Source organism: Paenibacillus sp. ClWae2A, from assembly GCF_032452295.1.
Taxonomy (GTDB): Bacteria; Bacillota; Bacilli; order Paenibacillales; family Paenibacillaceae; genus Paenibacillus.
Window position 1 is genome coordinate 111,629 of record NZ_JAULSQ010000007.1, and the last position, 23,754, is coordinate 135,382.

Here is a 23,754-nt window from a genome sequence, read left to right on the forward strand (position 1 = left end):
TTTCACGTTAATCGAGACTTCGTGTGCGCATCGCGACCAAGCCGCGTGGTTTCCATTGCAGGAAAGCAACGATACATACAAACACAAGCACCTTGCCAATGGAGGCCGAGGTATAGGTTTCGAACAGCGTGTTGAACATACCAATCCCCAGGGCACCGCACACGGTTCCGACCAATTTCCCTACCCCACCCAGAACAACGACCATGAAGGCATCCACAATATAATACGTACCAAGTGAAGGACCTATCGGGCCAATGAGCGTTAATGCACAGCCAGCAATTCCGGCAATGCCCGAACCAATGGCAAAGGTCATGCCATCCACCCGCCGGGTCGAAATTCCAAGGCACCCTGCCATACTCCGATTCTGCATCACAGCCCTCATTCGTCGTCCGGAGGAGGTTCGATAGATATAGAGATACATGCACAGCAGCACAACCGCAACCAATGCAATAATGAAAATTCGCTTGTACGGAAATACAATGCCATCCGAGATCGCCAATCCCCCATTGAGCCAAGCCGGACTGGAAACCCCCACATTCGGCGCTCCAAATATCGTACGGGCAAGTTGTTGCAGCATCATGCCTACACCCCATGTCGCAAGCAGACTGTCCAGCGGCCTGCCATATAGATGCCTGATCAGCACCACTTCAAGCAACCAGCCAATCAGAGCAGCTACTATGAACGCAATCGGCAAAGCTACAACAAAGTAGGCACCAAACCATGCCGCTGGAGCATAGGACATAAACAGATTTTGTGTTACATACGTTGCATATGCACCAATCATGATCAGTTCACCGTGAGCCATATTGATGACATTCATCAGCCCAAACGTTACCGCAAGCCCCAATGCAATCAACAACAGAATTGAACTGATACTCAGACCATTGAACATCTGCAGGATAAACATATCCATCGCGTTCCCCTCCTCCATACCGTGACTCTCGATATTTCACATGACTTCAATTAGCACCAGCCCTACATTTCACATCACAGTAACGCTTTACCGCAATACGGTAAGAGGATGTGTTGTCACACCCTCGTTTCTGTTTCGGCTGCTTTGTAGCGATTTGCCTGTGTTTATTGCGAGGTTTCTATGTTATTTGGAACTAAGGGAAGCTCCCCATTCATACGTTTTCAGATAAGGGTCCGGTTTGACAGGTGCACCAGAATTCCACAATTCCTTGAACTGCCCATCTTCCTGCACCTCACCGATCCGTACGGTTTTGTAGATATGCTGATTCTCTCCATCCACGGTTACCTTACCTTCCGGGGCATCAAACTCCAGACCCTTGGCAGCTGCCTTCACCTTCTCCACGTCGGTTGATCCTGCTTTTTCCACCGCCGCCTTCCAGAGATAAACCGCCACATATCCCGCTTCAATCGGATCAGCTGTCACTCGATCAGCACCGTATTTTTCTTTATACTTGGCAACAAATGTTGCATTCTCAGGTGTATCCGTTGTCTGATAATAATTCCACGAAGCCAGATGCCCCTTCAATACGTCTGCGCCAATACCACGGATTTCTTCCTCCGCCACACTTACTGACAGGGTCGTCATCTGATCCGAGGAGATTCCGGCATCCTTCAATTGTTTGAAGAAGGCCACATTGCTATCTCCGTTCAGCGTATTGTATACAATATCCGGCTTCGCAGCCTTGATTTTGCTTATGATGGTACTGTAATCGGTATGGCCCAGCGGTGTGTATTCTTCACCCACCACTTCGCCGCCCTCTGCTGCGAGTTGTGCCTTAATGACCTGATTGGCCGTTTTCGGAAATACATAATCTGAACCGAGCAGATAAAACGTCTTACCCCTGTTCTCCAGTAACCAGGTTACGGATGGAACGATCTGCTGATTGGTTGTTGCTCCTGTATAAAAAATATTTGGCGATGATTCCAATCCTTCATATTGTACCGGGTAAAATAACAGACCTTTGTTCTGTTCAAACACCGGGAGCATAGCCTTCCGACTCGCAGAGGTCCATCCACCAAATACAGCAGCTACCTTATCCTGTTGCAGTAACTTCCCAGCCTTCTCCGCAAAAGTAGGCCAATCCGAAGCGCCATCCTCAATTACAGGCTCGATCTGTTTACCCAAAACTCCGCCCGCGGCGTTAATCTCTTCAATAGCAAGCATCTCGGCATCTTTAACAGATACCTCACTGATCGCCATCGTTCCGCTAAGGGAGTGAAGAATGCCAACTTTAATTGGTTCCCCGGATGCAGCCGACTCTCCTGTACCACTAGAACCTGAAGCTTCAGGTGGCGCAGTGCCCTCCACACATCCTGTCATCACAATGACCGCACCGAGCAAAATACTCCATAACTTGACCGACCTCTTCTTCAATAGCCTACACTCCCTTTTTTTAGTCTATTGCCGAACATTAAGGTCATTTACACCCGAAATGTTCGTTGATCCAAATTATGGAGCGTTACACTCTTCATGTCAATATAGCTTACATAATTTTATTTCATGCCTACCTGTTTCATGCATACTGCTAATAAGCCTTGAAGCTTATTGACAAAGAAATCACCCTGTGTGAGTATATTTAACATATAACTTGATTCATGAACATATCAGACACTATAAGCGAAAGGTCGGATTGCCTTGCACTGGACTGAACAGGAAAAAGAAAAACTCCTGATTACCGTGGCCGCTAATCTCGCCCGTGAACGAAGAGCACGCGGACTCAAGTTGAATGTTCCCGAAGCCATAGCTTTGTTGACCTCCGAACTTATGGAACGGGCCCGGGATGGAATGAGTGTTGCCGATTTAATGAGACACGGAGGCACCATCCTGACACGCGAAGACTGTATGGATGGCGTTCCCGATATGATCCCTGAAGTACAGGTAGAAGCCACATTTCCTGACGGTACCAAACTGGTTACCGTACATGAACCTATACGCTGAGAAAGGCAGGAGAAGCTATGATTCCTGGTGAATATCGCTTGAAGCCAGATGACGACATCATCTGTCATCCGGATCGTTCAACCGTACGCCTCGTTGTCCTTAACCGCGGTGACCGCCCCGTCCAGGTCGGCTCTCACGTTCACTTCTATGAAGTTAATGCAGCACTGGACTTTGATCGCACTTCGGCTTTTGGACATCGTCTGCATATTCCGGCAGGCACCGCAGTCCGCTTCGAACCCGGTGAAGAGAAACCGGTTGAACTCACGACCTTTGGCGGCAAACGCCAGATTTACGGATTCAATGGATTAACGGAAGGCTCTGCAGATCAGGCCCCTGATCCACAGAAACTGGAGGCATTCCTGAAGACATTCTCCCCTCCCATACAGGATGGGGGTGAGCCTTCATGAAACGAATGAGCCGCGAACAATACGTGTCGATGTTTGGACCCACAACCGGTGATGCCGTAAGACTTGCGGATACCGAGTTATGGGCAGAGATTGAACATGATTATGCCGTCTACGGTGATGAGAGCAAGTTCGGGGGCGGTAAGGTCATCCGCGACGGGATGGGCCAGTCCACCTCTGCACTTCGCAGTGACGGCACTCCCGATACTGTTATCACCAACGCCATCATTATCGATCATTGGGGTATTGTAAAAGCGGATATCGGCATTCGGGACGGTCACATCTGCGCCATTGGCAAATCCGGAAACCCGGATACAATGGATGGTGTTCACCCCGCACTGGTTATCGGTGCTTCCACCGAAATCATTGCTGCTGAAGGCATTATAGTAACTGCTGGCGGCATTGATACCCATATTCATTTCATCTGTCCACAGCAGATTCAAACTGCGTTATCCTCCGGGGTCACGACCATGATTGGCGGCGGAACAGGACCAGCAACAGGAACCAAAGCCACCACCTGCACACCAGGAGCCTGGCACATCCACCGGATGTTAGAATCGGCAGAAGCTTTTCCCATGAACATCGGTTACCTCGGCAAAGGCAACAGTTCCAGCACCGCACCTTTAATCGAACAGATTGAAGCGGGTGTAATCGGCCTGAAGCTGCATGAGGATTGGGGTACTACCCCGAGTGCTATCGATGCCTGTCTGACTGCCGCCGGAGAACATGATGTTCAAGTGGCTATCCATACCGATACATTGAACGAAACCGGATTTCTCGAAAACACCCTGGCTGCGATCAACGGCCGGACGATCCACACGTACCATACGGAAGGCGCTGGTGGCGGACACGCACCGGATATCATCCGGGCCGCTGGGGAGTCCTACGTTATCCCCTCATCAACCAACCCAACACGACCGTACACACGCAACACCGTAGAAGAGCACCTTGATATGTTGATGGTGTGTCACCATCTGGACCCTTCCATCCCGGAAGATGTAGCTTTTGCCGATTCACGGATTCGTCCAGAGACAATCGCAGCCGAAGACATTCTGCATGATCTTGGCGTGTTCAGCATCATCAGTTCCGATTCTCAAGCCATGGGCCGAGTCGGCGAAGTCATTATCCGCACCTGGCAGACAGCCGACAAAATGAAAAAACAGCGCGGCAAACTTGAGCTCAACCCGAATTCTCCCTCCGATAACGATCGGATCAAGCGATATGTCGCCAAGTACACCATCAATCCAGCTATCGCACACGGAATCGGTCATCTCGTCGGTTCCGTGGAAGTTGGAAAGCTGGCAGATCTAATCATATGGAAACCAGCTTACTTCGGTGTTAAACCCGAGATTGTCATCAAGGGTGGCATGATTACATTCGCCCAGATGGGTGATCCCAATGCGTCCATCCCGACACCTCAGCCCGTATTTGGCAGACCCATGTTCGGAGCTTATGGTAGCGCCATTGCCAGCGGATCGATCACCTTTGTCTCCCAAGCCGCAGCAGATGCGGGGATCAAAGAGTCATTGGGCCTGAAAAAACGTGTCGAACCCGTCAAAGGCTGCCGCTCGGTCAGCAAAAAAGACATGATTCATAACGATGTCACCCCCGTTATTGAAGTCGATCCCGAAACCTATGAGGTACGCGCCGACGGCGAGCTGCTCACCTGTGAACCCGCAGACGAGTTACCTATGGCACAGCGGTACTTTATGTTTTGATAGGAACACGGATTAGCTGATAAGGGGGCACTCATGATGAACAGTGGCACGAAGCTACTTCGTTACGTTCAGCTGCTGGATTCAGCCCTGCCCATTGGTGGTTTCTCCCATTCCTTCGGCCTGGAAGCTTACACGTATGATGGCACCGTGCAAAATACCGCGCAGCTTGAACAGTTTATTCGCAACCAGCTTCACTCCAGTCTTGTACGACTAGATGGTCTTGCCATCAAAGGCGTCTATCAGGCGATAAAACAGCAAGATGCCGCTCTACTTGCTCTGTATGACAAACGTGTCCACGCCCAGCGCTCCCCTCGGGAACTCAGGGAAAGCGGCCATAAAATGGGAAAGCGACTGCTCAAGCTGGCCCGTTCACTCTATCCATGGATGGACTTTTCCCTGATTGATAAGGCCATCCGGGAACATGGCGCGTATTGCGGCATCACGACCATTCACGGTTATATCAACTATCAATTGGAGATTGAATTGGATGAAGCCGTTACCGGGCATCTGTATACCTCAGTGAACGCTTATGTGAACAGCGCACTTCGCCTGCTGCCCATCGGACAAACCGAAGCGCAGATGTTGATTCAGAAACTGCTTGATGATATCGAAGCGGAATGGGCTCTCATACGGGACAATGACCCCGAAGATATGCACAGCTTCGGAATCGCCCAGGAAATCTACGCCATGCGGCACGAGACCTTACCCGCGCGGCTGTTTATGTCTTAACTACAACTTTTATCTAACCAAGGAGGAATTGTTATGTGTGGAGGAGCTAATCATACGCATCATCCGGAGTGGGAACGTAAGGCATTTGATCGGAGTCGTCCGATGCGAATTGGAATTGGTGGACCGGTAGGTTCAGGTAAAACAGCCCTTGTGGAGAAGCTGTCCAAGGCACTGCGTACACGTTACAGCCTTGCTGTCATCACCAATGACATTTATACCAAGGAAGATGCCGAGATTTTGCTGCGTCAGAACGCACTGGCACCAGAGCGTATTATCGGCGTAGAGACAGGCGGATGCCCGCACACCGCTATTCGTGAGGATGCCTCCATGAATTTCGAAGCAGTTGACGAGTTGATTGAACGTTTCCCGGATCTGCAACTAATCTTCATCGAGAGCGGCGGCGACAATCTCTCTGCTGCATTCAGTCCGGAACTGGCCGATGTGTTCATCTACATTATCGACGTTGCTCAAGGAGAAAAACTTCCTCGCAAAGGCGGTCCCGGCATCACACGTTCAGATCTGCTGTTAATCAACAAAACTGACCTCGCCCCTTACGTTGGTGCAAGCCTGGAAGTGATGAAAAATGATACCGAGCGGGTACGCGAAGGCCGCCCTTATGTCATGTCTAATCTAATGAGCGGTGAAGGTGTATCCGAGATTGTCCACTGGCTTGAACATCAATATATGGATGACGATGCTTCCGCTGCACATCTGCATTCACACAGCCATGAACATGGCACTCACTCGCATTAATTTATCTTCTGTCCCCACGGGAACAGAGATAAATGGAGATGAAAGTGCAGGTGCGCCCGTCACACGCCGCAGCGAGCTTCGGGCCACCTTTGCCTTTCAAGGCGAGCGGACTGTCATGACCGATCGTTATTACAGCGCACCACTCCGGTTTAGCCGATCCTTTCGACCTCCCGGAGGTGGAACCGAATTATGTGTGTACACGTCAGACGTCTCTCCCGGAGTCCTTAACGGGGATCATTATCATTCCGAGTGGGAATTAGGTGAATGCACCCATGTCATGCTAAGCAGCACATCCGCTACCAGGCTTCATCCTACACCTTCCATTCCCTCATCCGTTAATCATCACTTTCGGTTGGGAAAAGGGGCCACGCTGGAATACTTCCCTGAATGTGTCATTCCCTTCAAGGGAAGTTCTTCTTCGCTCACTGTAACCTTTGAGCTGGAAGAACAGGCAATCCTGGCCTATGCAGATATCTGGTCTGCCGGACGGATTCATCGGGGAGAAGCGTTCCAATTTGAGCGTTACCGTAGCTTGACGGAGATATGGCAAGGTGAACAACTGGCTGTCTGGGATCGATTCGGACTCGAACCGGATACCGATGATCCCAAACACTCCGCGTCTCTCCTTCACTATACCCATACCGCTGCGTTGTGGATGATCGCACCGGGGCTTGGTACTGCGGAGTTGGAACAAGTCAGATCCACTCTGCCACCAGATGGACGGATGCTCGCAGGTGCAAGTTTGCTGGCAACCGGAGGCATCGGCGTTCGACTCCTTGGCATGGCCGCTTGGGAGCTTCAGGAACAGTGCCTTCTGATCTGGAACACACTTCGTCCCCAGCTGCTGGGCAAAGAAACTCTTGTCTTTCGTAAATAAGGACATGAAGCCTAATTAACACCAAAAAACCTCTGAACTTTCTCCGAGTGTGTTCGGATTAGTCCAGAGGTTTTTGTACATTCAGTCTATGGATGCTGCTCATATCACTTACGCTTCGTTTTCCTCAGAATCGTTCTCTGATTTGTTCTCAGGTTTATAGCGATAGTCGCCTGCATCCTTACTTTCTTTCGATTTGCGGTAACGGGTGAACTCAATATATTCGCTGATAAAAGACTGTTCCACAGTCGATAATTCACTTTCTTGGCAATTCAATTGCCGCAAAACGTCAAAAAAATAATCCTCCCGTTTTTCCCGAACCATCGCTTCCTTCGATGGACGTCCAATCATGAGCCAGTCGAGGCTCACATCAAAAAACGAAGCAATCTCAATTAATTTATTCGTACTCGGAATAGACTTGCCACGTTTCCAATCACCCAGATTGCCTGTGCTAATCTTCAGCTGTTGGCAGAAAGCCTTCTTGGTCATTCCTCGTTCGGCAATCAGGTGTTCAATTCGCTCATAGATCGACTGCATACAAGAACCGCCTTCCAACCGTAATAATCAACTCATCTGCTTGAATTATACCACATTATTCCTGAATGCTCAGCCTTTATATGCTTGGAACAGGATGAGGTATATTGTATAACACAAAGATAGACTCCCATGAATGATCATAGAAGTCTATCTTATGTTGTTGCTGTGATGCGGTCGAGAGGACTCGAACCTCCACGGGTATACACCCACTACCCCCTCAAGATAGCGTGTCTGCCATTCCACCACGACCGCATATTCAATTGTAAAAAATGGTGAGCCATGAAGGGCTCGAACCTTCGACACCCTGATTAAAAGTCAGGTGCTCTACCAACTGAGCTAATGGCTCTTGCTGTAAACTTCACCGGATGTGCCATGCTTCATTCTTGTCTATAAGAGCAATGACTTTGAGGATTACTCATCGAAAATATAGATCTCATGAGGTGGTGAAGATATGACCCGTAGGGGATTCGAACCCCTGTTACCTCCGTGAAAGGGAGGTGTCTTAACCCCTTGACCAACGGGCCTTAATAACAAGTTGTCTTTCTTGGCGACAAGAATGAGTATACCACAGGACAATTTAAACTTGCAATACTTTTTTTAAAATTTATTTTTCAAGCCTTTTTGTCCATTGCATACTGCTCTTTAAAGCCGCTTTATTAGCCACCTCCCCATTCATGCCAATGTCATCCCCGTGCAGGAACAATGTAAATCATCCATCAAAACACTTATAAAAACTTACGTTCGCTTACAATATTGCAAATCACATTAAGAATACTTATAATTAAAGTATCAGTATAAGTACGGTCATCCATACACTCGGAGGTGACATGTTTGTTTCAAGAAGAACGAATGCAGCTCATTGTTGAACATCTACGCAAACACAATCGCATCTCAGCCGATGATATTGTCGCCTTGTTTGATGTATCACGGGATACTGCACGCAGGGATCTGATTAAGCTTGAGGAACAGGATGCCATTATCCGAACCCGTGGCGGCGCGATTCTCCCCCCTCCTCCGCAAGAATTCAGATCCTACAAAGACCGTTTACTCGATGTATCTGAGGAAAAGAGGGCTATCGGCAAACTCGCTGCGGCCATTGTAAGGGAAGGCGAGATCATTATTCTGGACTCTTCCACGACTGTGCAGGCCTGTGCCGAGAACTTAAACGGCAAATCCTGTACCGTCATTACTAATTCGATTCATTCCGCTGATCTTCTCTCCAATCACACTGCTGTCCAGATTCGTTTGCTCGGAGGCAAAGTAGATAAGGAACAACGTTATGTCTACGGTACCTCTGTTATCGAGACCCTCTCCCACTATTATGTAGATAAAGCCTTTATCGGAATTGGCGGTATCACCATGGATGGCTTCAGTGCTTCCGAAGAGGAAGGGAAAATTAAACACCAAATGATGAAAGCTGCCAAGAAAGTTGTTGTTCTTGCAGATCAATCCAAGTTTGATAGACGTTATGGTTATCGTTTTGCCGACTGGTCATTGGTGGATGTATTGATTACGGATCAATGGCCAACCAAAGAATGGCTTGTTTTTCTAGCCGAACAACAGGTTGAGATTCTCATTCCTGAACCAACAGATGATAAGGAGTTGTAAATATATGAAATTATTTGCCACAGATTTAGATGGAACTTTGTTGAACATAGATAGCCAGATTAGCCCGGAGAATGCCGCAGCTATCCAAAAGGCCCAGCAATCCGGTATGAAAGTTACCATTGCAACAGGACGTGTTTATTCCGATGTTGTGACCATCAGCCGCGAAGGCGGAATCAAAACCCCAATTATCGGCTCCAACGGAGCGACAATTCATGACGCAGACGGTGAACGTTTATTCCATCTTCCGCTCGAGCGTGACACAGCAGCTTCCGTCATGCAGTGGCTGGAAGATCACGATGTCTATTATGAGGCTTCAACGCAACAAGGCATCTATGCCCCGCGTAGCAGTCATGAGACCTTGCTCGCCGAGATGGAACGTGTTCTTGGTTCAAACCCTGGTGAGGACATTGCACGCATGATTCGCTCCATCAAGAAACACTATGACAAAAAAGACTACCACCGCGTAAACAGCCATCTCGAAATTCCGGCAGAAGCCTACATCTATAATATTATGGCCTTCTCCATGAATCCGGACAAAGTAAAGACAGGACGAGAATACTTCGCATCCCGATCCGATGTCGCAATGGTTGTATCCTTTGAGCATAACTTCGAAATGCAGCACCCAGACGTATCCAAAGGTAATGCCCTCACCAAACTGGCTGCTCACCTGAACATCTCCATGGAGGATACAGTAGCGATCGGCGATAACTTCAACGATGTCTCCATGTTAAAAATGGCAGGACTCGGCATCGCCATGGGTAATGGCGAACCCGAAATCCAGGCATTAGCCAAAGCCATAACGCTGACCAATGTGGAGCACGGTGTTGCCCATGCCATCGAGTGCCTGCTTGAAGGTAAACCGGTGTCCCGTCCGGAAACGATTGTCGGAGAGGGTCAGTAATTGAACCCATACTGAATTAAGTACTGAACCTGCATGATCACCTGTTGATCCATGCAGGCTCTCTTCATTTCAACTCCGCAGATCGAACGTGAGGCACATCCTGTAATAAAATAATTAGTTGCTCTCCCCGGTATGAACCGGGCAGTTGCAACGTGAATTCAAGCACGGTCTCTTCCACGGAGTCTGTGCTTGTTTGCTGTTCAGTCTTAAATCCGATGACTGAGATTTTCTCCTGTCCCAGCAGTGCCAAAACAGTCTTCAGGGCCTCTCCCTCATTTTGCAGATGGATGGTTAACGTCTCTGTTCGGGCGGATACCAGCCAGCGTGTGGGTCTATGCAGCAGCATCTGTGCCACTACAATAAGCAGTGTCACGCCTGCACCCGTCCAATACAGACCTGAACCCACGGCAAGTCCCATGCCCGCCGTAGCCCATATGCCAGCCGCTGTGGTCAATCCCCTGACCGTGTGACGCTGTGTGAAGATCATGCCAGCGCCAATGAACCCCACACCACTAACGACTTGTGCAGCGATCCTTGAAGGGTCAAGGGACAGATTGTCCCAGCCAGCCTGATCCTGGAATCCGTATTTGGACACAATCATCATCAGGGCAGCACCGACTGCGACCACAAAATGAGTACGGATTCCCGCTTCTTTCATTCGATTCTTGCGCTCATATCCGATTAGCACACCACATATTCCAGCTATGAGTACACGCATCAAATATTCCACTTCCATGCACATCACCTCTTTCATTATGTATATGCTTACATGAGTCTATCTTTACTATTACCCAATCTTTCCCTGACTACATAAGTTGAACTTCCACTCAGGTCAATTCTCTGCCCGAAAATTGCCCCCTTGTCTCTCTCCCAATCCGTAATAATATCTGAAATTATATATCAGCGGATGCCATTCCTCTGGATTAATCTTGTTCGGTCCAGATATTAGCCTTGTGTGCGCGTGCACCTTCATCGCTTTCACTTCCACAATCGCCATGAACGGTGTGTGTTCAGGAATACGTATGTGTTGTACAGCCGCTTCAATCTGGAGCGGACATTCAGCTATTTTATCTGGAGCCACCTGAACTGATGATTCAGATGTCAGTCCAGCTAAGGTGAATTTATCATGACAATATTCATAGCCCATCTGCCTTTTCTCCTCAGGAACCGGGCTAACTCCCGTAAAACGACCCAATGCCTCAACCTGTTTCCACATAGTCGCATCCGGCAAATTAATTACACACTCCGGGTGTCGACTCAGATTTTCATAGGCTTTGCCCTGTGTACCTAGACCCAGCACCAGACAGTCCGCCAGTGCCCAAGATGAGGACAGTGGAGACAAGTTGGTTGACCCATCCTCATTTAATGTACTTAGCAGCAATACGGGCGTACCATAATATAAAATACTGGGATTAATCGTTTCATGTTGAATCACTTCTGGACTCTCGGGCAACTGCTCTGCAGCAAAGTCCTGTTTCGTTATCTTTTTCATCCTGTACCTCTCCTGTTCCAATCCATTCGTTTATAAGCTCAATCTGACCCGTATGGGACGATACAAAAGAATTGTAATACAGTAATAGTTCAGATATGATCGAAGTATGAATGTATATCCAAATATTACTGTTATTGCGTCGTTAATCGCCGATCCAAGCCGCGCTATTTTTCTGTCATCCTTACTGGATGGCCGTGCGTTGCCCGCAGGAGAGCTTGCTCATATGGCAGGCGTCACGCCCCAGACGGCAAGCAGCCATCTAGCTAAACTCGTAGAGGGAGGATTACTCGAAGTTGAACAACAAGGACGCCACCGATACTACCGTCTTGCAAGCAAAGAAATTGCTAATCTGATTGAAACCATGGCCAGTATTGCCCCGCCTGTGCAGATCCGCTCTCTCAAACAATCCAATCAGCTTCAACAGCTGAGTTATGCACGGACCTGTTATGGTCATCTGGCCGGGAAATTGGGAATCTCACTCTCTGAAGCCTTAGTACAGAAGGGTTATCTTGCAGAGCCCGAAGAGGCACACAGCAAGGATTATCAAGTTACAGAGGAAGGAAGGCAGTGGTTCAACACGTTCGGCATTGAACTTCAAGTGAAACCGGGGTCACGCCGGGCCATCGCTCGTAAATGTCTGGATTGGAGCGAACGCCGTCACCATCTCTCAGGTATGCTTGGGGAACAACTCAGACATCGGTTATCGGAACTGGACTGGATTCGTCAAAAAACAGGAAGTCGTTCTGTCGAAGTAACGGAAGCAGGCAAGAAAGGGTTATACGAGGTGTTGAGCATTTCACTTTAAGCAGAAGCCTATACCAGGGATAATCAAAGATGAGAACGCAAAAAATCCCCTTCACATTGACCGTTAATCGGTCTAATGTGAAGAGGATTTTTTGTGCAATCAGAACGGAGAGAGCGCGGTACTCTCTCTTCGTTCGAGACTGCGAAGTATTGCTAACGAAGCTTATGCTCCGACGAACCTTTAGGGTTCTCATCCCTTTGCAGAGAAGTTTAATTCAGAACGGAGAGAGAGGGATTCGAACCCTCGCACCGCTTACGCAGTCTAACCCCTTAGCAGAGGGTCCCCTTATAGCCACTTGGGTATCTCTCCAAGAAATGGCTCCCCGAACAGGGCTCGAACCTGTGACAACTCGATTAACAGTCGAGTGCTCTACCAACTGAGCTATCAGGGAAAATTAACTTGAATAAGAATAATTTATCATGATTAATAATCCAAGTCAACATGCCTTCCATCACTTTCTTTAATATATTGAATGATACACACATCAGATATTCTGAAGGCTCAGCTTTCCCGCGCAACGACCACAGCGATAACGCTTCGGATCTATTTTCCGCTTGCGCAAATATTCCGTACCACAGCTCTTGCACACCAGCTTATAACGATATGGAAGCGGCTTTCTGCCTTTGCCGTCAGGAAGCGATTGGCAGTAACGCGAGCCGCCCACCTTCTGCAATAAAGCCTTGAATTCCGGGTCACGATGCTGATAGCCGCGCCCACGAATATGCAGATGATAGTGACACAGCTCATGCTTGATAATTTTTTCAACCTCATCCCGCCCGTAGGCTTCGAGTTGATGCGGATTGATCTCAATCCGGTGACTTTTGAGCATATAACGCCCACCCGTCGTGGTCAGGCGACTGTTAAACAACGCTTCATGGGTGAACGGCACTCCGAAATGATCCAGTGATACCTGTTCAATCCATTGTTGCAATTCCTCATTTTCCATCGGTATCCTCTCCTTGCACCCCCTCGGAGCATTTGTTTTTCCGGCATAATACTTGAATTTTAACCGTTTCGTAGGCTACACTGTCAAGTAGAATGTATGAGGGGAGATTATTACTCGTTATGCCTACAATGCGCTATGTCATCCTGCAGCAGGAACAACAATTGCAGTTCGTGGAAATGCCGGCAGATTACGCCTATCAACTCAGTGCGCTCAACCTGCGCCTGCACAAGGAAATTGATAAACTCACTGCAGCAGATGTCCCTGTCCTGCCTTGGGCGATCGCCGAATGTGACAGCCTCGATCTCCTGAACGAAAATCTTACTATCATCGGCGGCCTTGATTATATCAATGCGCTTGAAGAATCTTTTGCAGCACTACGTGAAAGCCATTATCCTTTGATTTCTCTGCTTACCGAAATCCGGGCTCTTCAGGCCCAATTGGAACAATGGTATGAAGAAGAGATGGAAGCTCTCTAATTCACCGCAGTTATCATTTTATAATGATAAGAACAAAAGCACATCTCCCTGAATTGGGATTTGTGCTTTTTTTTAAGTGAACAAGATTGATTTGCCGGAGGCCTCCACTTATCCCGCACAGTCCAGGCTATTGCCACATATGCTAACGTACAGATGAATTATGCAAGAGGAGGAGATACCCTTGCCTCAATGGCTTTGCAATCAACTGATGCGTGCATTTCACAAAAAGGATAGCCGTCAAATCAAATTGCTGAACGAATGCTGGTTCTTTTATCGCAACAAACCAGCAAATGGCACACCACGCAGCGCGGAGAACGAACTTTAAGAGGTTGTTCATACAAGTCTGCTTTGGATTACTAAGGATGGCCTTTTGAACACACACTTTAAGAAAAAGCCATCATTATTCCCACCGTACTTACTAAAGGAATTAGAACGGACAACGGGACTATTACTGTCAACAACAAACAGCCTTCCTGGTCAGGGAAGGCTGTTCTCCAATCCTATTACTTAAGAAGACTGTTGCGCAGAAGCAGGCTTCTTCATCGTAAGGCCGACACGGCCTTTTTTGGTATCCACATTCATAACCCAGACCGTTACATTATCCCCGACAGATACAACATCCATCGGATGTTTAACATATCCGTTGCTGAGCTGTGAGATATGGACAAGCCCATCACTCTTAATTCCAATATCAACAAAGGCACCAAAATCAATTACGTTCCGAACCGTACCTTGCAACTCCATGCCTTCTACCAGATCCTCAATTTTCAATACATCTGTACGGAAGATTGGCAACGGCATTTCTTCACGCGGGTCACGACCCGGACGCTGCAAGCTGTCCAAAATGTCACGCAATGTAGGCACACCTACGTCCAGTTTCACAGCCAATTGCTCTGGCTGTTGCTCTGACAGTAATACCGACAGTTCCTTGCTGCCTAGCTTGTTCAGTGCAACCTGAAGCTCCTTGAACAGCTGATCCACTACCTTGTAAGACTCAGGGTGAATCGGTGTACGATCCAATGGATTCTCGCCCTCGCCAATACGCATGAAGCCTACGCACTGCTCATAGGTTTTGGCACCCAGACGTGGCACCTTCTGAAGCTGACGACGGTTCGTAAACCGGCCATTTTCTTCGCGGTACTTCACGATGTTTTTGGCAATCGTAGCGTTAACTCCGGCAACATATGACAGCAACGAAGGTGATGCCGTATTCACATCCACACCCACATGGTTAACTGCGGATTCCACGACAGCCTTTAGGCTTTCTTCCAGGATCTTCTGAGATACGTCATGCTGATATTGACCCACGCCAATGGCTTTGGGATCAATCTTAACCAACTCAGCCAGCGGGTCTTGCACTCGGCGAGCAATGGAAGCTGCACTGCGCTCCGCAACATCCAGATCAGGGAATTCGTCCTGGGCCAGCTTGGATGCAGAATACACACTTGCACCAGCTTCGTTAACAATCAGATACACAAGACTTTCATCACCGTTCTCCTGAATGATCTCGGCCACAAACTGCTCCGTCTCACGTGATCCGGTACCATTACCAATGACGATCAGTCCGATATCATATTGCTTGATCATGCGATGGAATACTTCCGCTGCTTCACGTTTCTTGTTGTGTGGTGGCGTTGGGTAGGTCACAGCCACTTCCAGCAGCTTGCCCGTATCATCAACTACAGCCAGTTTACAACCGGTACGATAGGCCGGATCGACACCCAGCACACGTTTGCCATGAATCGGCGGTTGAAGCAACAGGTTACGCAGATTGGCCGAGAATACCGATATGGCCTGATTCTCACCTTTTTCCGTGAGTTCTCCACGAACTTCGCGCTCGATGGAAGGCGCAATCAGCCGCTTGTATGCATCTTCAATCACATCACGCAGGATATCCTGCACGGCAGAAGCACCGCGAATGATCTGTCCTTCCATATGGCGATGGGCCGGTTCTGCCTGTACGTCCAGGCCGACTTTCAGAATACTCTCACGTTCACCGCGATTAATCGCGAGAATACGGTGTGGAGGCATCTTTTTGGCTAATTCGCGGTAATCATAATAATTCTCGTACACGGACTCCTCTTGAGCATCCTTCGCTTCCGAAGTCAGCATGCCGTGATCCAAGGTGTACCGACGAATCCAGGCACGAATGGCAGCATCATCTGCGATGTTCTCAGCGAGAATGTCTTTGGCTCCCTGAAGTGCCGACTCCGCATCTTCTACGCCCAGTTCAGCATTGATATATTTCGCAGCTTCCTGGAGTGCATCGCCTTGTTTCGGTTGACCCCAGATCCATACAGCAAGGGGTTCAAGACCTTTTTCCTTGGCCACACTGGCACGCGTTTTCCGCTTCTGACGGTAAGGTCGATACAAGTCTTCCACTTCCTGCAGCTTCACAGCCTGCGTAATGGATTGCTTCAGTTCTCCGGTCAGTTTGCCCTGTTCCTCTATAATACGGATGACTTCCAATTTGCGATCCTCAAGATTGCGCAGATAAACAATGCGTTCTTCAATCGATCGCAGCTGGTTCTCATCCAGCTCTCCAGTCATTTCTTTACGGTAGCGGGCGATAAATGGAATCGTATTGCCTTCGTCCAGAAGCTCCGACGTTGTGCGGACCTGCTTCAAGGACAGTGACAGTTCCTTGGCTACCTGTTTGATGATTCGTTCATGGCGTTCTGCCTTTATTGTTTCTTCATTGGGTTCCAGAACCGTTTCCTGTTCAGACAAAATAAATCCCTCTTTCCTTCCTGAATCGTTCGTTATAATCATTTCAGGGCAGCTTTGCTGCTGTAATTACAGTATAGTTGAACCATTTGTTGCTTCCACTCTACCCTATATTATCACAGAATCACGTCCAGATTTCCATCAATCCACAAGCATACAAGTTCTGACAGAATGATGTCATCCTCCAGCCTTCCCCATTACGTCAAAAAAAGACCGAAAAACGTCATCACAACGCTCCCCGGTCCTCCTTTTTTTAAAACTTTAAATACAATAGCAATCTAATAAGTGAAACTGCTCATTTACACGACAACGGAGAGGACAGAAAAAACCTGAAAAAGCGAAGCTACAAGCTTTCTGCAGAAAGCTACTTCGAAAGCATACACTCGCCTAAAAGCTTTCCGAAAGAAAGCTACATCGGAAGCATACACTATCTCCGGATTTTCCCTTTGAGAAAGGGAATCAAAAAATCTGGGGATAACAGCGATTGCAAGGTTGTTCTGTCATCGTAGTATCCGTGTAAATAAAATGTAGTTCACTTATTCTAGACGCGCTCGAACCGGAACATCTCGCTCAGATAGTCTCCTGATGTGCTGCCTACCGAAATACCGCCATACATGAGTGCATCGCCGGTAAAGGTCTCTGATCGGCCTTTCAGACGGTAATCCGCATTAGGGTCCAATCCTTTCAACTTCAGCCGCTGAAGTGGCGCATTGGGCTCAGAGAGCACGCGGAAGTAGAATACAACGGCTTCGCTTCCGTCCGGTGCAATAAACATCCACGCTGTCTCATTGCCTTCAAACGGACTGAGCAAGCGACGGAATGTTCCATATTGAACCGTTCCACGAATCTCTTTGTACAGCTCAACCTGGGCTTTCACGATGTTGTTCTCTTCCTCCGTGAATTTCGTCAGGTCCAGCTCGTACCCGAAGTTGCCCGACATCGCAACATGTCCCCGAATTTCAAGAGAAGTGATCCGGTTAACCTGATGATTCGGTACCGCTGAGATATGCGAACCCATTGAACTCACCGGATACACAAGACTGGTACCGTATTGAATCCGCAAACGGGAGATAGCATCCGTGTTATCACTTGTCCACGTCTGTGGCATGTAATACAACATACCTGGATCGAAGCGGCCACCACCACCTGAACAACTCTCGAACAGAATGTTCGGGAACGCCGAAGTGATTCGTTCCATCACGTCATACAACCCCAGCATGTAACGATGCGCGGTCTCACGCTGTCTGTCTGCCGGAAGCAACGCAGAACCCACTTCCGTCATATTCCGGTTCATGTCCCATTTCACATAAGTGATTGGTGCAGAACCAAGTACGTCTGTTAACATGCGTACAATCTCATCACGTACATCCTGACGAGAGAAGTCGAGGACCAGTTGCTGACGTCCTTCTGTCCGGCGACGATCTGGCACATGCAGACACCAGTCTGGATGCGCACGGTACAGCTCACTGTCTGGTGAGATCATCTCAGGCTCGAACCACAATCCGAACTGCATATCCAGACCTGTTACGCGGTTAGCCAGATCATCCAGGCCCTGAGGCAATTTGTTTTTATCTACAATCCAGTCACCCAGCGAGGAGTTGTCACTGTCCCGGTGTCCAAACCAGCCATCATCCAAGACAAACAGCTCAATACCCAGCTTCTGTCCAGCACGAGCGATCTGTTCAATCTTGTCTGCATCAAAACCAAAGTAAGTCGCTTCCCAGTTATTAACCAACACCGGACGCTCTGCATTACGGAATTTGCCGCGTGCCAGACGCTCCCGATACAATTCGTGGTAGGACTGTGACATGCCGTCCAAACCTGCAGCCGAGTACACCATAACTGTCTCAGGTGTCTGGAACGCTTCCTGTGGCTCCAACTTCCAGCTGAACTCAAACGGGTTGATCCCGAGCGATACACGTGTGGTGTGGAACTGATCCACTTCAGCCTGTGCGGTGAAGCTGCCACTATAGACGAGACTGAATCCGTAAACTTCACCTTGGTCTTCATCCGTGCCTGGTGTCATCAGCGCAATAAATGGATTCTGCTGGTGACTGCTTGAACCGCGACGACTCTCAATCCCTTGCAGGCCTGACGCAAGCGGTCTGCGAACGATATCACGTTCCCGTGTCCAAGCCCCTGATAATTGCAACAATTCATAATCAGCATGCGGGAAATCGACCGATGAACTGAGCGCGCGCGCCACATTCACTGAGGTAGCGCTCTCATTAACGATACGCATGGAGCGTGTAATCGCATTAAATGCCGTAAAGGCTGTATAGGAAAGCTCGATCTTGATGCCAGCAACGCGGTCTTCCAACTCAATAACCAGTGTCTCTGCTTCTTCATCGGATTCAACATACGTTGCTGGCAGTCCGGTAAGCGCTGCCTTTCCCTTGACCAATCGATGGCCTGTATACGTAAACTCCGAAACCGTTGAGCCATTCTCAAGTTCCAATTGGATTGCCGGATTACGGAAATCACTCGTGCCATACACGGGTAGTTCCACTGCCAATGTATCAAATGAAATCGTACGGTCCTCTGGTACCGGGTTCGGGCTGAAAGATGCTCGTTCTGTCCTTACATGCAACCAGCTCAGATCGGTGTCGCGTAATTTTTTACCATAATACAAATGCACCAAATATCCTGAAGGCAGTACCTGAAATACGTAACTGGCCTCGCGGGTCTGTAAATGAAATTGAAGTTTCTCCTGATTGATGTAAATGCTCATATGTCTCCTCCACCTCTATATATAGGTCTTTCGGTAAACGGTTTCTCAGGTTTCATTATAGCGAAAAGATCGCCAATGTTCTACGCTTTCATCAAGCTTTAATCAAAAGAGCGCATAACAGCCCGAAGGATGTCATACGCTCTTTTGGTTACAGTCTGAATTCAGTGTGTTCCCTTACAGGAACATCCATTGCCAACGGACGGCAGGGCAGCGTACAAGACGCTGGTTGCTGCCTTAAAAATCGATTAAACCAAGGCTGATCTGTAAGGCTTCGTTGACCAATTTCATGGTCTCCTCGTCCAGATGGGTAATCTTGTCAGTCAGCCTCTGTTTATCAATCGTCCGTATTTGTTCGAGCAAAATAACCGAGTCCCGGTCAAAGCCGTGTGCCGCCGCATCAATTTCAACATGCGTTGGCAGCTTTGCCTTCTGGATTTGGGCGGTGATAGCCGCCACAATACAAGTTGGACTAAACCGGTTGCCGATATCATTCTGGATCACCAGAACCGGCCTGACTCCACCTTGCTCGGAACCGACAACGGGAGAAAGATCCGCAAAAAAAACGTCACCACGTTTTACGATCAATGTCTACACCCCGCTAACTAAGCGGTCCAGAGTGCTGTCCGCATCTTCCTCCGCATGAAAGGCTTCGGATGCCATGGTCAGATTAATTTTTGCCATCTCCATGTACCCTCGCTGCATCGTTTCACGGATGTAACGTTTCTTACGCTCCGTTAAATACAGCTTCATAGCCTGCCTAATCAATTCGCTGCGGTTGGAATTCTCCAGCGCTACGATGCCATCCACTTCCTGCAAAAGATAATCAGGTAAACTGATCATGATCCGCTTGGTGTTCTGCAAGTTGGCCACCTTTCTTCCACCCCCACAAACCTTTCGCCATTGTGAACCAGTATTACGTTTTTCCAGAACTTTTATACAAAGGAATATATATGCCCCGAGTATATCAAGTATGCTGTACTCCATTATAAACACGGGGAACAATATTCGTACAGACCAAACATCTCAATTCAGGAATTAAATCCTTACTGCCGTACATAATTCGAGATGCTCCGACAGTTTTCCTTCTGTTCTGAAAAAAAGTTTATTGGTAATGACGTCCAGTTTACCTGTCAGGATGTCAAAAGTGGATTAATTTTGGCGACTACTGCTTCCCCGCGGGTATATACCCGCGGAATGCGGTGCGCCATCATGCAGATCACTTCATAAGCAATCGTACCGAGCTGGGATGCCACCTCGTCTGCGGTTATAACGCCACCAGACTGATGACCGATGAGGACAACCTCTTCGCCGACTTGAATTTCTTCCGCCTCTTCCGCGAAAGATTGTAACGACACCATACACTGATCCATGCAGATCGTACCGACGACAGGGACGCGGCGGCCGCGTACAAGCACTTGTGCTTTACCTGTCAGCATTCTGGAGAAACCGTCTGCATATCCGATCGGCAGGGTCGCTATTCGTTCGTAACCTTGCGTAAAATAACGGGTTCCGTAACTGATCCCCCAATGGGGTGGCAGTGTTTTGACCAGAACCGCTTTTGTCTTCAGCGTCAATACCGGGGACAGCTTCACCACCTGATGATTCACCTCAGCCGAAGGATACAGTCCGTACAGGCTTATTCCCACACGTACCATGTCATAGGACAATTCCGGTGTATCAATGGCAGCGGCGCTGTTCGCCGTATGTATAATCGGGATGGAACATCCCTGATCCCTGAGCGCATGAACCACGCCTTGGAACCGTCTATACTGCTCCAGTGTATAGGTTTTGTCTTCTTCATCTGCTCTGGCAAAATGGGTAAACATGCCTTCCAGCATCACCTGATTGAGCGAAGCTACTTCCTGAATGAAAGCCAATGCCTCATCGCCAGGCAACAGGCCTAATCGGCCCATGCCGCTGTCGATTTTGATATGAACCTTCAGTTTGTTAGCGAATGTGCTCGCATCCAGATGTCGAATGGCGTCAAGCACTTCCCTGCTGAACAGTGTGACGGTCACATCATGTTGCCATGCAACAGCGATCCCTTCAGGCGGCGTATAACCCAATACCAGAATTGGAATCGTAATCCCATGTTGTCGCAGTTCCAGAGCTTCGTCAAGAAAAGCCACACTTAAGTAATCCACACCCACTCGTTCCAGTTCTCTGGCCGTCTCCACCGCTCCGTGTCCATAGGCATTGGCCTTCACACAGGCGAGGAATTTCATGCCCTGAGGCAATGCCTCGCGGAAAGCTTCTACGTTAGTACACAAATGATCCAAATTGATCTCCGCTTGGGTCGGCCGATATTGTCCTTGCACGTTAAGTCACCTTCTCTAATCATCTTAATCCGGCTCACGTCAGACTCCATCGTAATGCTCCAGCATGTGACTGTCAAATGAACCGAAGTTTCGCATTCAAAAACAGATGTAAGGTGCGCCGTTTGAGGAACAAATGCGAACACAGAAGAAGACCAATAAGCGAGATCGGCAGGGCTAAATTCCACTTTCCACCCCATCAAAATCTGCTTATATCGATTATTTACCCGGTTCCCTCTGCGTAGAAGCGCATTTTGCATTATTGGGTGTATCGAGTAAGAAAAACGGCGCCAGATGAATACCTGTCTTACATCAAAGCAAAGCACCGGAGAACGGGTCTCCGATGCTTCTTAGCATTCCTTATGTTTATGCTACTATTCGTTCATTTGTTCAAAATCATTTGCCTGACTCTTCCTGCATGGATGTTGCAATACGTACCATTTCGTTATCAGGCAGGTCGGCACTGGTGATCCGATATTCTATGCCATCTGTCGTCCATGTCAGTGTCTGCAGTGCATCTCCGCTGACCATCCCTAATGTGAATCCCAGGTCCAGTACACGAGATGGGGCAAGCGACACAGCACGATCCTGCGGTCTGGCTTCGAATATCGTGTAATTATATGTTCCTTCATAACGAAGCATAACCGAATAGTCTCCCGCCTCTTCCAGAATCTGATCATCCTTGAGCTGCACACCTTCTGGCGCATAGGTCGGCTGAATTACGCCGAAGCTGTCTGCACCTTCCGGTTCTGCGAGTGTTGGCTCTTCGCCTTCCTGACCTGTTGCAGCACCTTCTGTACCTTGCTGCTCTGTGTCCCCACCTACACCTGTCTGTCCATCAGTGACAGCTCCGTCAGGTTCAGGCGCAGTCTGAGGATTGGCAGGTTCTTTACCGCCCTCACCTGTTTGCTCCGCAGGAGTTACACCAGAATCCGTTCCTGTTTTGCCGCCTTCTTCTGTATTGGCTGTCATGTTACGTTGCATATCAAAGGCATCTTTCTCAAATTCAGTCCCGAATTTGAAGGAGTCAAATTTCACGTCGACCACAACATTGGCATTGGAGTCGGATACCTCCACCTGTTTAGGTGCATAATCGCTTTTGTTCAGCCAGATTTTCTGTCTGACAAGTGCGTGTGTATTATAATTGGCAGCTACATCAAATACATAGCTCTCCTTCTCATCCGCAAACTGACGGGTTGTATCCCCCGTAATGCTCCGAATCAATGTTTCATAGAGATATACCTGCCCTTGATTATCTGGCCAATTGCTCTGAAAACGGAAGCTTTTGTTCTGGCTCGGCGTCAAAACAAATACGCCTTCATCGTTACGCAGTACAATCTGTGTTACATCCTTTTTGGCATTCGTTAACGCAATACGATAATAGGAAGGCTTCTGATGCCATACCTCGACCTTGTACTGCTGCGGCGCATCTCCGGTATGCAGCGTCATCACGCCTGCCCCCTGGTAACTTTCCATCTCTCCTACGACTTCGTTCAGATCTTTGACCACAGCTGCCGCATCCTTCTTCCCGCAGGCGGCAAGCAAGACCGATAAGACCAATACCATGGCAAGCATCCATGATATTCGGCGCATGACATCATCCCCTTTAGCACATGTTTTCACTTCAGGATTGTGCTTGCAGCAGAACCCCTACTTGATTAGTACATGTTATGAGGGACTTGTTCGATATATGCGGACTAGTTTGACAAGCAATCGGTGAAGTCCGTTAATACGGTATTGCTACGCAAAATCAGTCTCGGGGAGGATGTTAACTTTATCCAGAAAAGGCATAGTGAATTGTAGGAGATTATTCGTTTTATTGAATAT

At 48.4% G+C, this 23,754-nt stretch carries 23 protein-coding genes and 5 tRNA genes; 11 read left to right on the forward strand and 17 right to left on the reverse strand.

The features are described 5' to 3' along the window. Positions 1-7 precede the first annotated feature (7 nt). Positions 8-913 carry an urea ABC transporter permease subunit UrtB gene (gene urtB / locus QVE09_RS20300; RefSeq protein ID WP_036610830.1) on the reverse strand — a complete coding sequence of 302 codons (906 nt, stop codon included), beginning with the start codon at positions 911-913 and terminating at the stop codon, positions 8-10. Positions 914-1,096: 183 nt separating this feature from the next. Beyond that, a complete protein-coding gene (gene urtA / locus QVE09_RS20305) occupies positions 1,097-2,347 on the reverse strand; it encodes an urea ABC transporter substrate-binding protein (protein ID WP_315938246.1) in 1,251 nt (416 codons plus the stop codon). 261 nt (positions 2,348-2,608) lie between these two features. Here urtA and QVE09_RS20310 point away from each other — a divergent pair, with 261 nt between their 5' ends. Genes QVE09_RS20310 through QVE09_RS20335 form a run of 6 tightly spaced genes read left to right on the forward strand, consistent with a single transcriptional unit; the run spans position 2,609 to position 7,392 of the window. Continuing rightward, a complete protein-coding gene (locus tag QVE09_RS20310) occupies positions 2,609-2,911 on the forward strand; it encodes an urease subunit gamma (protein WP_253431836.1) in 303 nt (100 codons plus the stop codon). A 17-nt stretch (positions 2,912-2,928) separates the two neighbouring features. Further along, the gene (locus QVE09_RS20315) at positions 2,929-3,318 is read left to right on the forward strand and encodes an urease subunit beta (RefSeq protein ID WP_315938247.1); all 390 of its coding nucleotides are present in this window, start codon (positions 2,929-2,931) and stop codon (positions 3,316-3,318) included. Beyond that, the gene (gene ureC, locus QVE09_RS20320; protein ID WP_315938248.1) at positions 3,315-5,033 is read left to right on the forward strand and encodes an urease subunit alpha; all 1,719 of its coding nucleotides are present in this window, start codon (positions 3,315-3,317) and stop codon (positions 5,031-5,033) included. The genes QVE09_RS20315 and ureC overlap by 4 nt, the downstream gene beginning before the upstream one ends. Positions 5,034-5,066: 33 nt before the next feature. After that, the gene (locus QVE09_RS20325; protein WP_315938249.1) at positions 5,067-5,762 is read left to right on the forward strand and encodes an urease accessory protein UreF; all 696 of its coding nucleotides are present in this window, start codon (positions 5,067-5,069) and stop codon (positions 5,760-5,762) included. Positions 5,763-5,795: 33 nt separating this feature from the next. Continuing rightward, on the forward strand, positions 5,796-6,515 hold the full coding sequence (ureG, locus tag QVE09_RS20330) for an urease accessory protein UreG (RefSeq protein WP_017690021.1): 720 nt from the start codon (positions 5,796-5,798) through the stop codon (positions 6,513-6,515). Beyond that, positions 6,421-7,392, forward strand: coding sequence for an urease accessory protein UreD (locus QVE09_RS20335; RefSeq protein ID WP_315938250.1), 972 nt, complete (start codon positions 6,421-6,423; stop codon positions 7,390-7,392). The genes ureG and QVE09_RS20335 overlap by 95 nt, the downstream gene beginning before the upstream one ends. 108 nt (positions 7,393-7,500) lie before the next feature. Here the strand turns inward: QVE09_RS20335 and QVE09_RS20340 are convergent, their stop codons facing one another. From QVE09_RS20340 to QVE09_RS20355, 4 genes are all read right to left on the reverse strand, one after another. Continuing rightward, a complete protein-coding gene (locus QVE09_RS20340; protein ID WP_036610863.1) occupies positions 7,501-7,926 on the reverse strand; it encodes a helix-turn-helix domain-containing protein in 426 nt (141 codons plus the stop codon). 169 nt (positions 7,927-8,095) lie between these two features. Then, positions 8,096-8,178 (reverse strand) — tRNA-Leu (locus QVE09_RS20345). Positions 8,179-8,196: 18 nt separating this feature from the next. Next, positions 8,197-8,272 (reverse strand) — tRNA-Lys (locus QVE09_RS20350). Positions 8,273-8,378: 106 nt separating this feature from the next. Then, a tRNA-Glu gene (locus QVE09_RS20355) sits at positions 8,379-8,450 on the reverse strand. A 307-nt stretch (positions 8,451-8,757) separates the two neighbouring features. On the opposite strand from QVE09_RS20355, the gene QVE09_RS20360 reads away from it, so the two are divergent. Continuing rightward, the gene (locus tag QVE09_RS20360; RefSeq protein WP_047842021.1) at positions 8,758-9,534 is read left to right on the forward strand and encodes a DeoR/GlpR family DNA-binding transcription regulator; all 777 of its coding nucleotides are present in this window, start codon (positions 8,758-8,760) and stop codon (positions 9,532-9,534) included. A gap of 4 nt (positions 9,535-9,538) precedes the next feature. Further along, the gene (locus QVE09_RS20365; RefSeq protein WP_036610865.1) at positions 9,539-10,435 is read left to right on the forward strand and encodes a Cof-type HAD-IIB family hydrolase; all 897 of its coding nucleotides are present in this window, start codon (positions 9,539-9,541) and stop codon (positions 10,433-10,435) included. Positions 10,436-10,499: 64 nt separating this feature from the next. Here QVE09_RS20365 and QVE09_RS20370 read toward each other — a convergent pair whose 3' ends face one another. Together QVE09_RS20370 and QVE09_RS20375 are read right to left on the reverse strand one after the other, a co-directional pair. Then, positions 10,500-11,171, reverse strand: coding sequence for an MgtC/SapB family protein (locus QVE09_RS20370; protein WP_017690026.1), 672 nt, complete (start codon positions 11,169-11,171; stop codon positions 10,500-10,502). A 96-nt stretch (positions 11,172-11,267) separates the two neighbouring features. After that, positions 11,268-11,927, reverse strand: a complete 660-nt coding sequence (locus QVE09_RS20375; RefSeq protein WP_315938251.1) for a flavin reductase family protein — start codon at positions 11,925-11,927, stop codon at positions 11,268-11,270. Between the two features lie 106 nt (positions 11,928-12,033). Here QVE09_RS20375 and QVE09_RS20380 point away from each other — a divergent pair, with 106 nt between their 5' ends. Continuing rightward, positions 12,034-12,732, forward strand: a complete 699-nt coding sequence (locus QVE09_RS20380; protein ID WP_315938252.1) for an ArsR/SmtB family transcription factor — start codon at positions 12,034-12,036, stop codon at positions 12,730-12,732. A 220-nt stretch (positions 12,733-12,952) separates the two neighbouring features. Here the strand turns inward: QVE09_RS20380 and QVE09_RS20385 are convergent. From QVE09_RS20385 to QVE09_RS20395, 3 genes are all read right to left on the reverse strand, one after another. Continuing rightward, positions 12,953-13,041, reverse strand: a tRNA-Ser gene (locus QVE09_RS20385). Positions 13,042-13,047: 6 nt separating this feature from the next. After that, positions 13,048-13,123 (reverse strand) — tRNA-Asn (locus tag QVE09_RS20390). Between the two features lie 93 nt (positions 13,124-13,216). Further along, positions 13,217-13,678, reverse strand: coding sequence for a SprT family protein (locus QVE09_RS20395; protein WP_215078287.1), 462 nt, complete (start codon positions 13,676-13,678; stop codon positions 13,217-13,219). Between the two features lie 119 nt (positions 13,679-13,797). On the opposite strand from QVE09_RS20395, the gene QVE09_RS20400 reads away from it, so the two are divergent. Together QVE09_RS20400 and cmpA are read left to right on the forward strand one after the other, a co-directional pair. After that, complete coding sequence (locus QVE09_RS20400; RefSeq protein ID WP_017690032.1) at positions 13,798-14,154, forward strand: hypothetical protein; 357 nt, start codon at positions 13,798-13,800, stop codon at positions 14,152-14,154. A 181-nt stretch (positions 14,155-14,335) separates the two neighbouring features. Next, positions 14,336-14,479 carry a cortex morphogenetic protein CmpA gene (gene cmpA, locus QVE09_RS20405; protein ID WP_017690033.1) on the forward strand — a complete coding sequence of 48 codons (144 nt, stop codon included), beginning with the start codon at positions 14,336-14,338 and terminating at the stop codon, positions 14,477-14,479. A 182-nt stretch (positions 14,480-14,661) separates the two neighbouring features. Here the strand turns inward: cmpA and QVE09_RS20410 are convergent, their stop codons facing one another. From QVE09_RS20410 to QVE09_RS20435, 6 genes are all read right to left on the reverse strand, one after another. Continuing rightward, positions 14,662-16,884 (reverse strand): Tex family protein, encoded by a 2,223-nt coding sequence (locus QVE09_RS20410; RefSeq protein ID WP_315938253.1) that lies wholly within the window; start codon positions 16,882-16,884, stop codon positions 14,662-14,664. A gap of 538 nt (positions 16,885-17,422) precedes the next feature. Beyond that, complete coding sequence (locus QVE09_RS20415) at positions 17,423-19,612, reverse strand: alpha-galactosidase (protein WP_315938254.1); 2,190 nt, start codon at positions 19,610-19,612, stop codon at positions 17,423-17,425. 234 nt (positions 19,613-19,846) lie between these two features. Further along, complete coding sequence (locus QVE09_RS20420; protein WP_024630714.1) at positions 19,847-20,197, reverse strand: type II toxin-antitoxin system PemK/MazF family toxin; 351 nt, start codon at positions 20,195-20,197, stop codon at positions 19,847-19,849. 3 nt (positions 20,198-20,200) lie between these two features. Further along, positions 20,201-20,482, reverse strand: a complete 282-nt coding sequence (locus QVE09_RS20425) for a CopG family ribbon-helix-helix protein (protein ID WP_017690037.1) — start codon at positions 20,480-20,482, stop codon at positions 20,201-20,203. Between the two features lie 260 nt (positions 20,483-20,742). Continuing rightward, positions 20,743-21,930 (reverse strand): alanine racemase, encoded by a 1,188-nt coding sequence (alr, locus tag QVE09_RS20430; protein ID WP_315938255.1) that lies wholly within the window; start codon positions 21,928-21,930, stop codon positions 20,743-20,745. Between the two features lie 393 nt (positions 21,931-22,323). Beyond that, positions 22,324-23,520, reverse strand: a complete 1,197-nt coding sequence (locus QVE09_RS20435) for an outer membrane lipoprotein-sorting protein (RefSeq protein WP_315938256.1) — start codon at positions 23,518-23,520, stop codon at positions 22,324-22,326. Positions 23,521-23,754 lie beyond the last annotated feature (234 nt).

Bases quoted from the DNA above. Each gene is read 5' to 3' on its own strand.
- urtB (WP_036610830.1), bottom strand. From the start codon at position 913: ATGGATATGTTTATCCTGCAGATGTTCAATGGTCTGAGTATCAGTTCA.
- QVE09_RS20315 (WP_315938247.1), top strand. From the start codon at position 2,929: ATGATTCCTGGTGAATATCGCTTGAAGCCAGATGACGACATCATCTGT.
- ureC (WP_315938248.1), top strand. From the start codon at position 3,315: ATGAAACGAATGAGCCGCGAACAATACGTGTCGATGTTTGGACCCACA.
- QVE09_RS20325 (WP_315938249.1), top strand. From the start codon at position 5,067: ATGATGAACAGTGGCACGAAGCTACTTCGTTACGTTCAGCTGCTGGAT.
- ureG (WP_017690021.1), top strand. From the start codon at position 5,796: ATGTGTGGAGGAGCTAATCATACGCATCATCCGGAGTGGGAACGTAAG.
- QVE09_RS20340 (WP_036610863.1), bottom strand. From the start codon at position 7,926: ATGCAGTCGATCTATGAGCGAATTGAACACCTGATTGCCGAACGAGGA.
- QVE09_RS20365 (WP_036610865.1), top strand. From the start codon at position 9,539: ATGAAATTATTTGCCACAGATTTAGATGGAACTTTGTTGAACATAGAT.
- QVE09_RS20370 (WP_017690026.1), bottom strand. From the start codon at position 11,171: ATGGAAGTGGAATATTTGATGCGTGTACTCATAGCTGGAATATGTGGT.
- QVE09_RS20375 (WP_315938251.1), bottom strand. From the start codon at position 11,927: ATGAAAAAGATAACGAAACAGGACTTTGCTGCAGAGCAGTTGCCCGAG.
- QVE09_RS20380 (WP_315938252.1), top strand. From the start codon at position 12,034: ATGAATGTATATCCAAATATTACTGTTATTGCGTCGTTAATCGCCGAT.
- QVE09_RS20395 (WP_215078287.1), bottom strand. From the start codon at position 13,678: ATGGAAAATGAGGAATTGCAACAATGGATTGAACAGGTATCACTGGAT.
- QVE09_RS20400 (WP_017690032.1), top strand. From the start codon at position 13,798: ATGCCTACAATGCGCTATGTCATCCTGCAGCAGGAACAACAATTGCAG.
- QVE09_RS20415 (WP_315938254.1), bottom strand. From the start codon at position 19,612: ATGAGCATTTACATCAATCAGGAGAAACTTCAATTTCATTTACAGACC.
- QVE09_RS20435 (WP_315938256.1), bottom strand. From the start codon at position 23,520: ATGCGCCGAATATCATGGATGCTTGCCATGGTATTGGTCTTATCGGTC.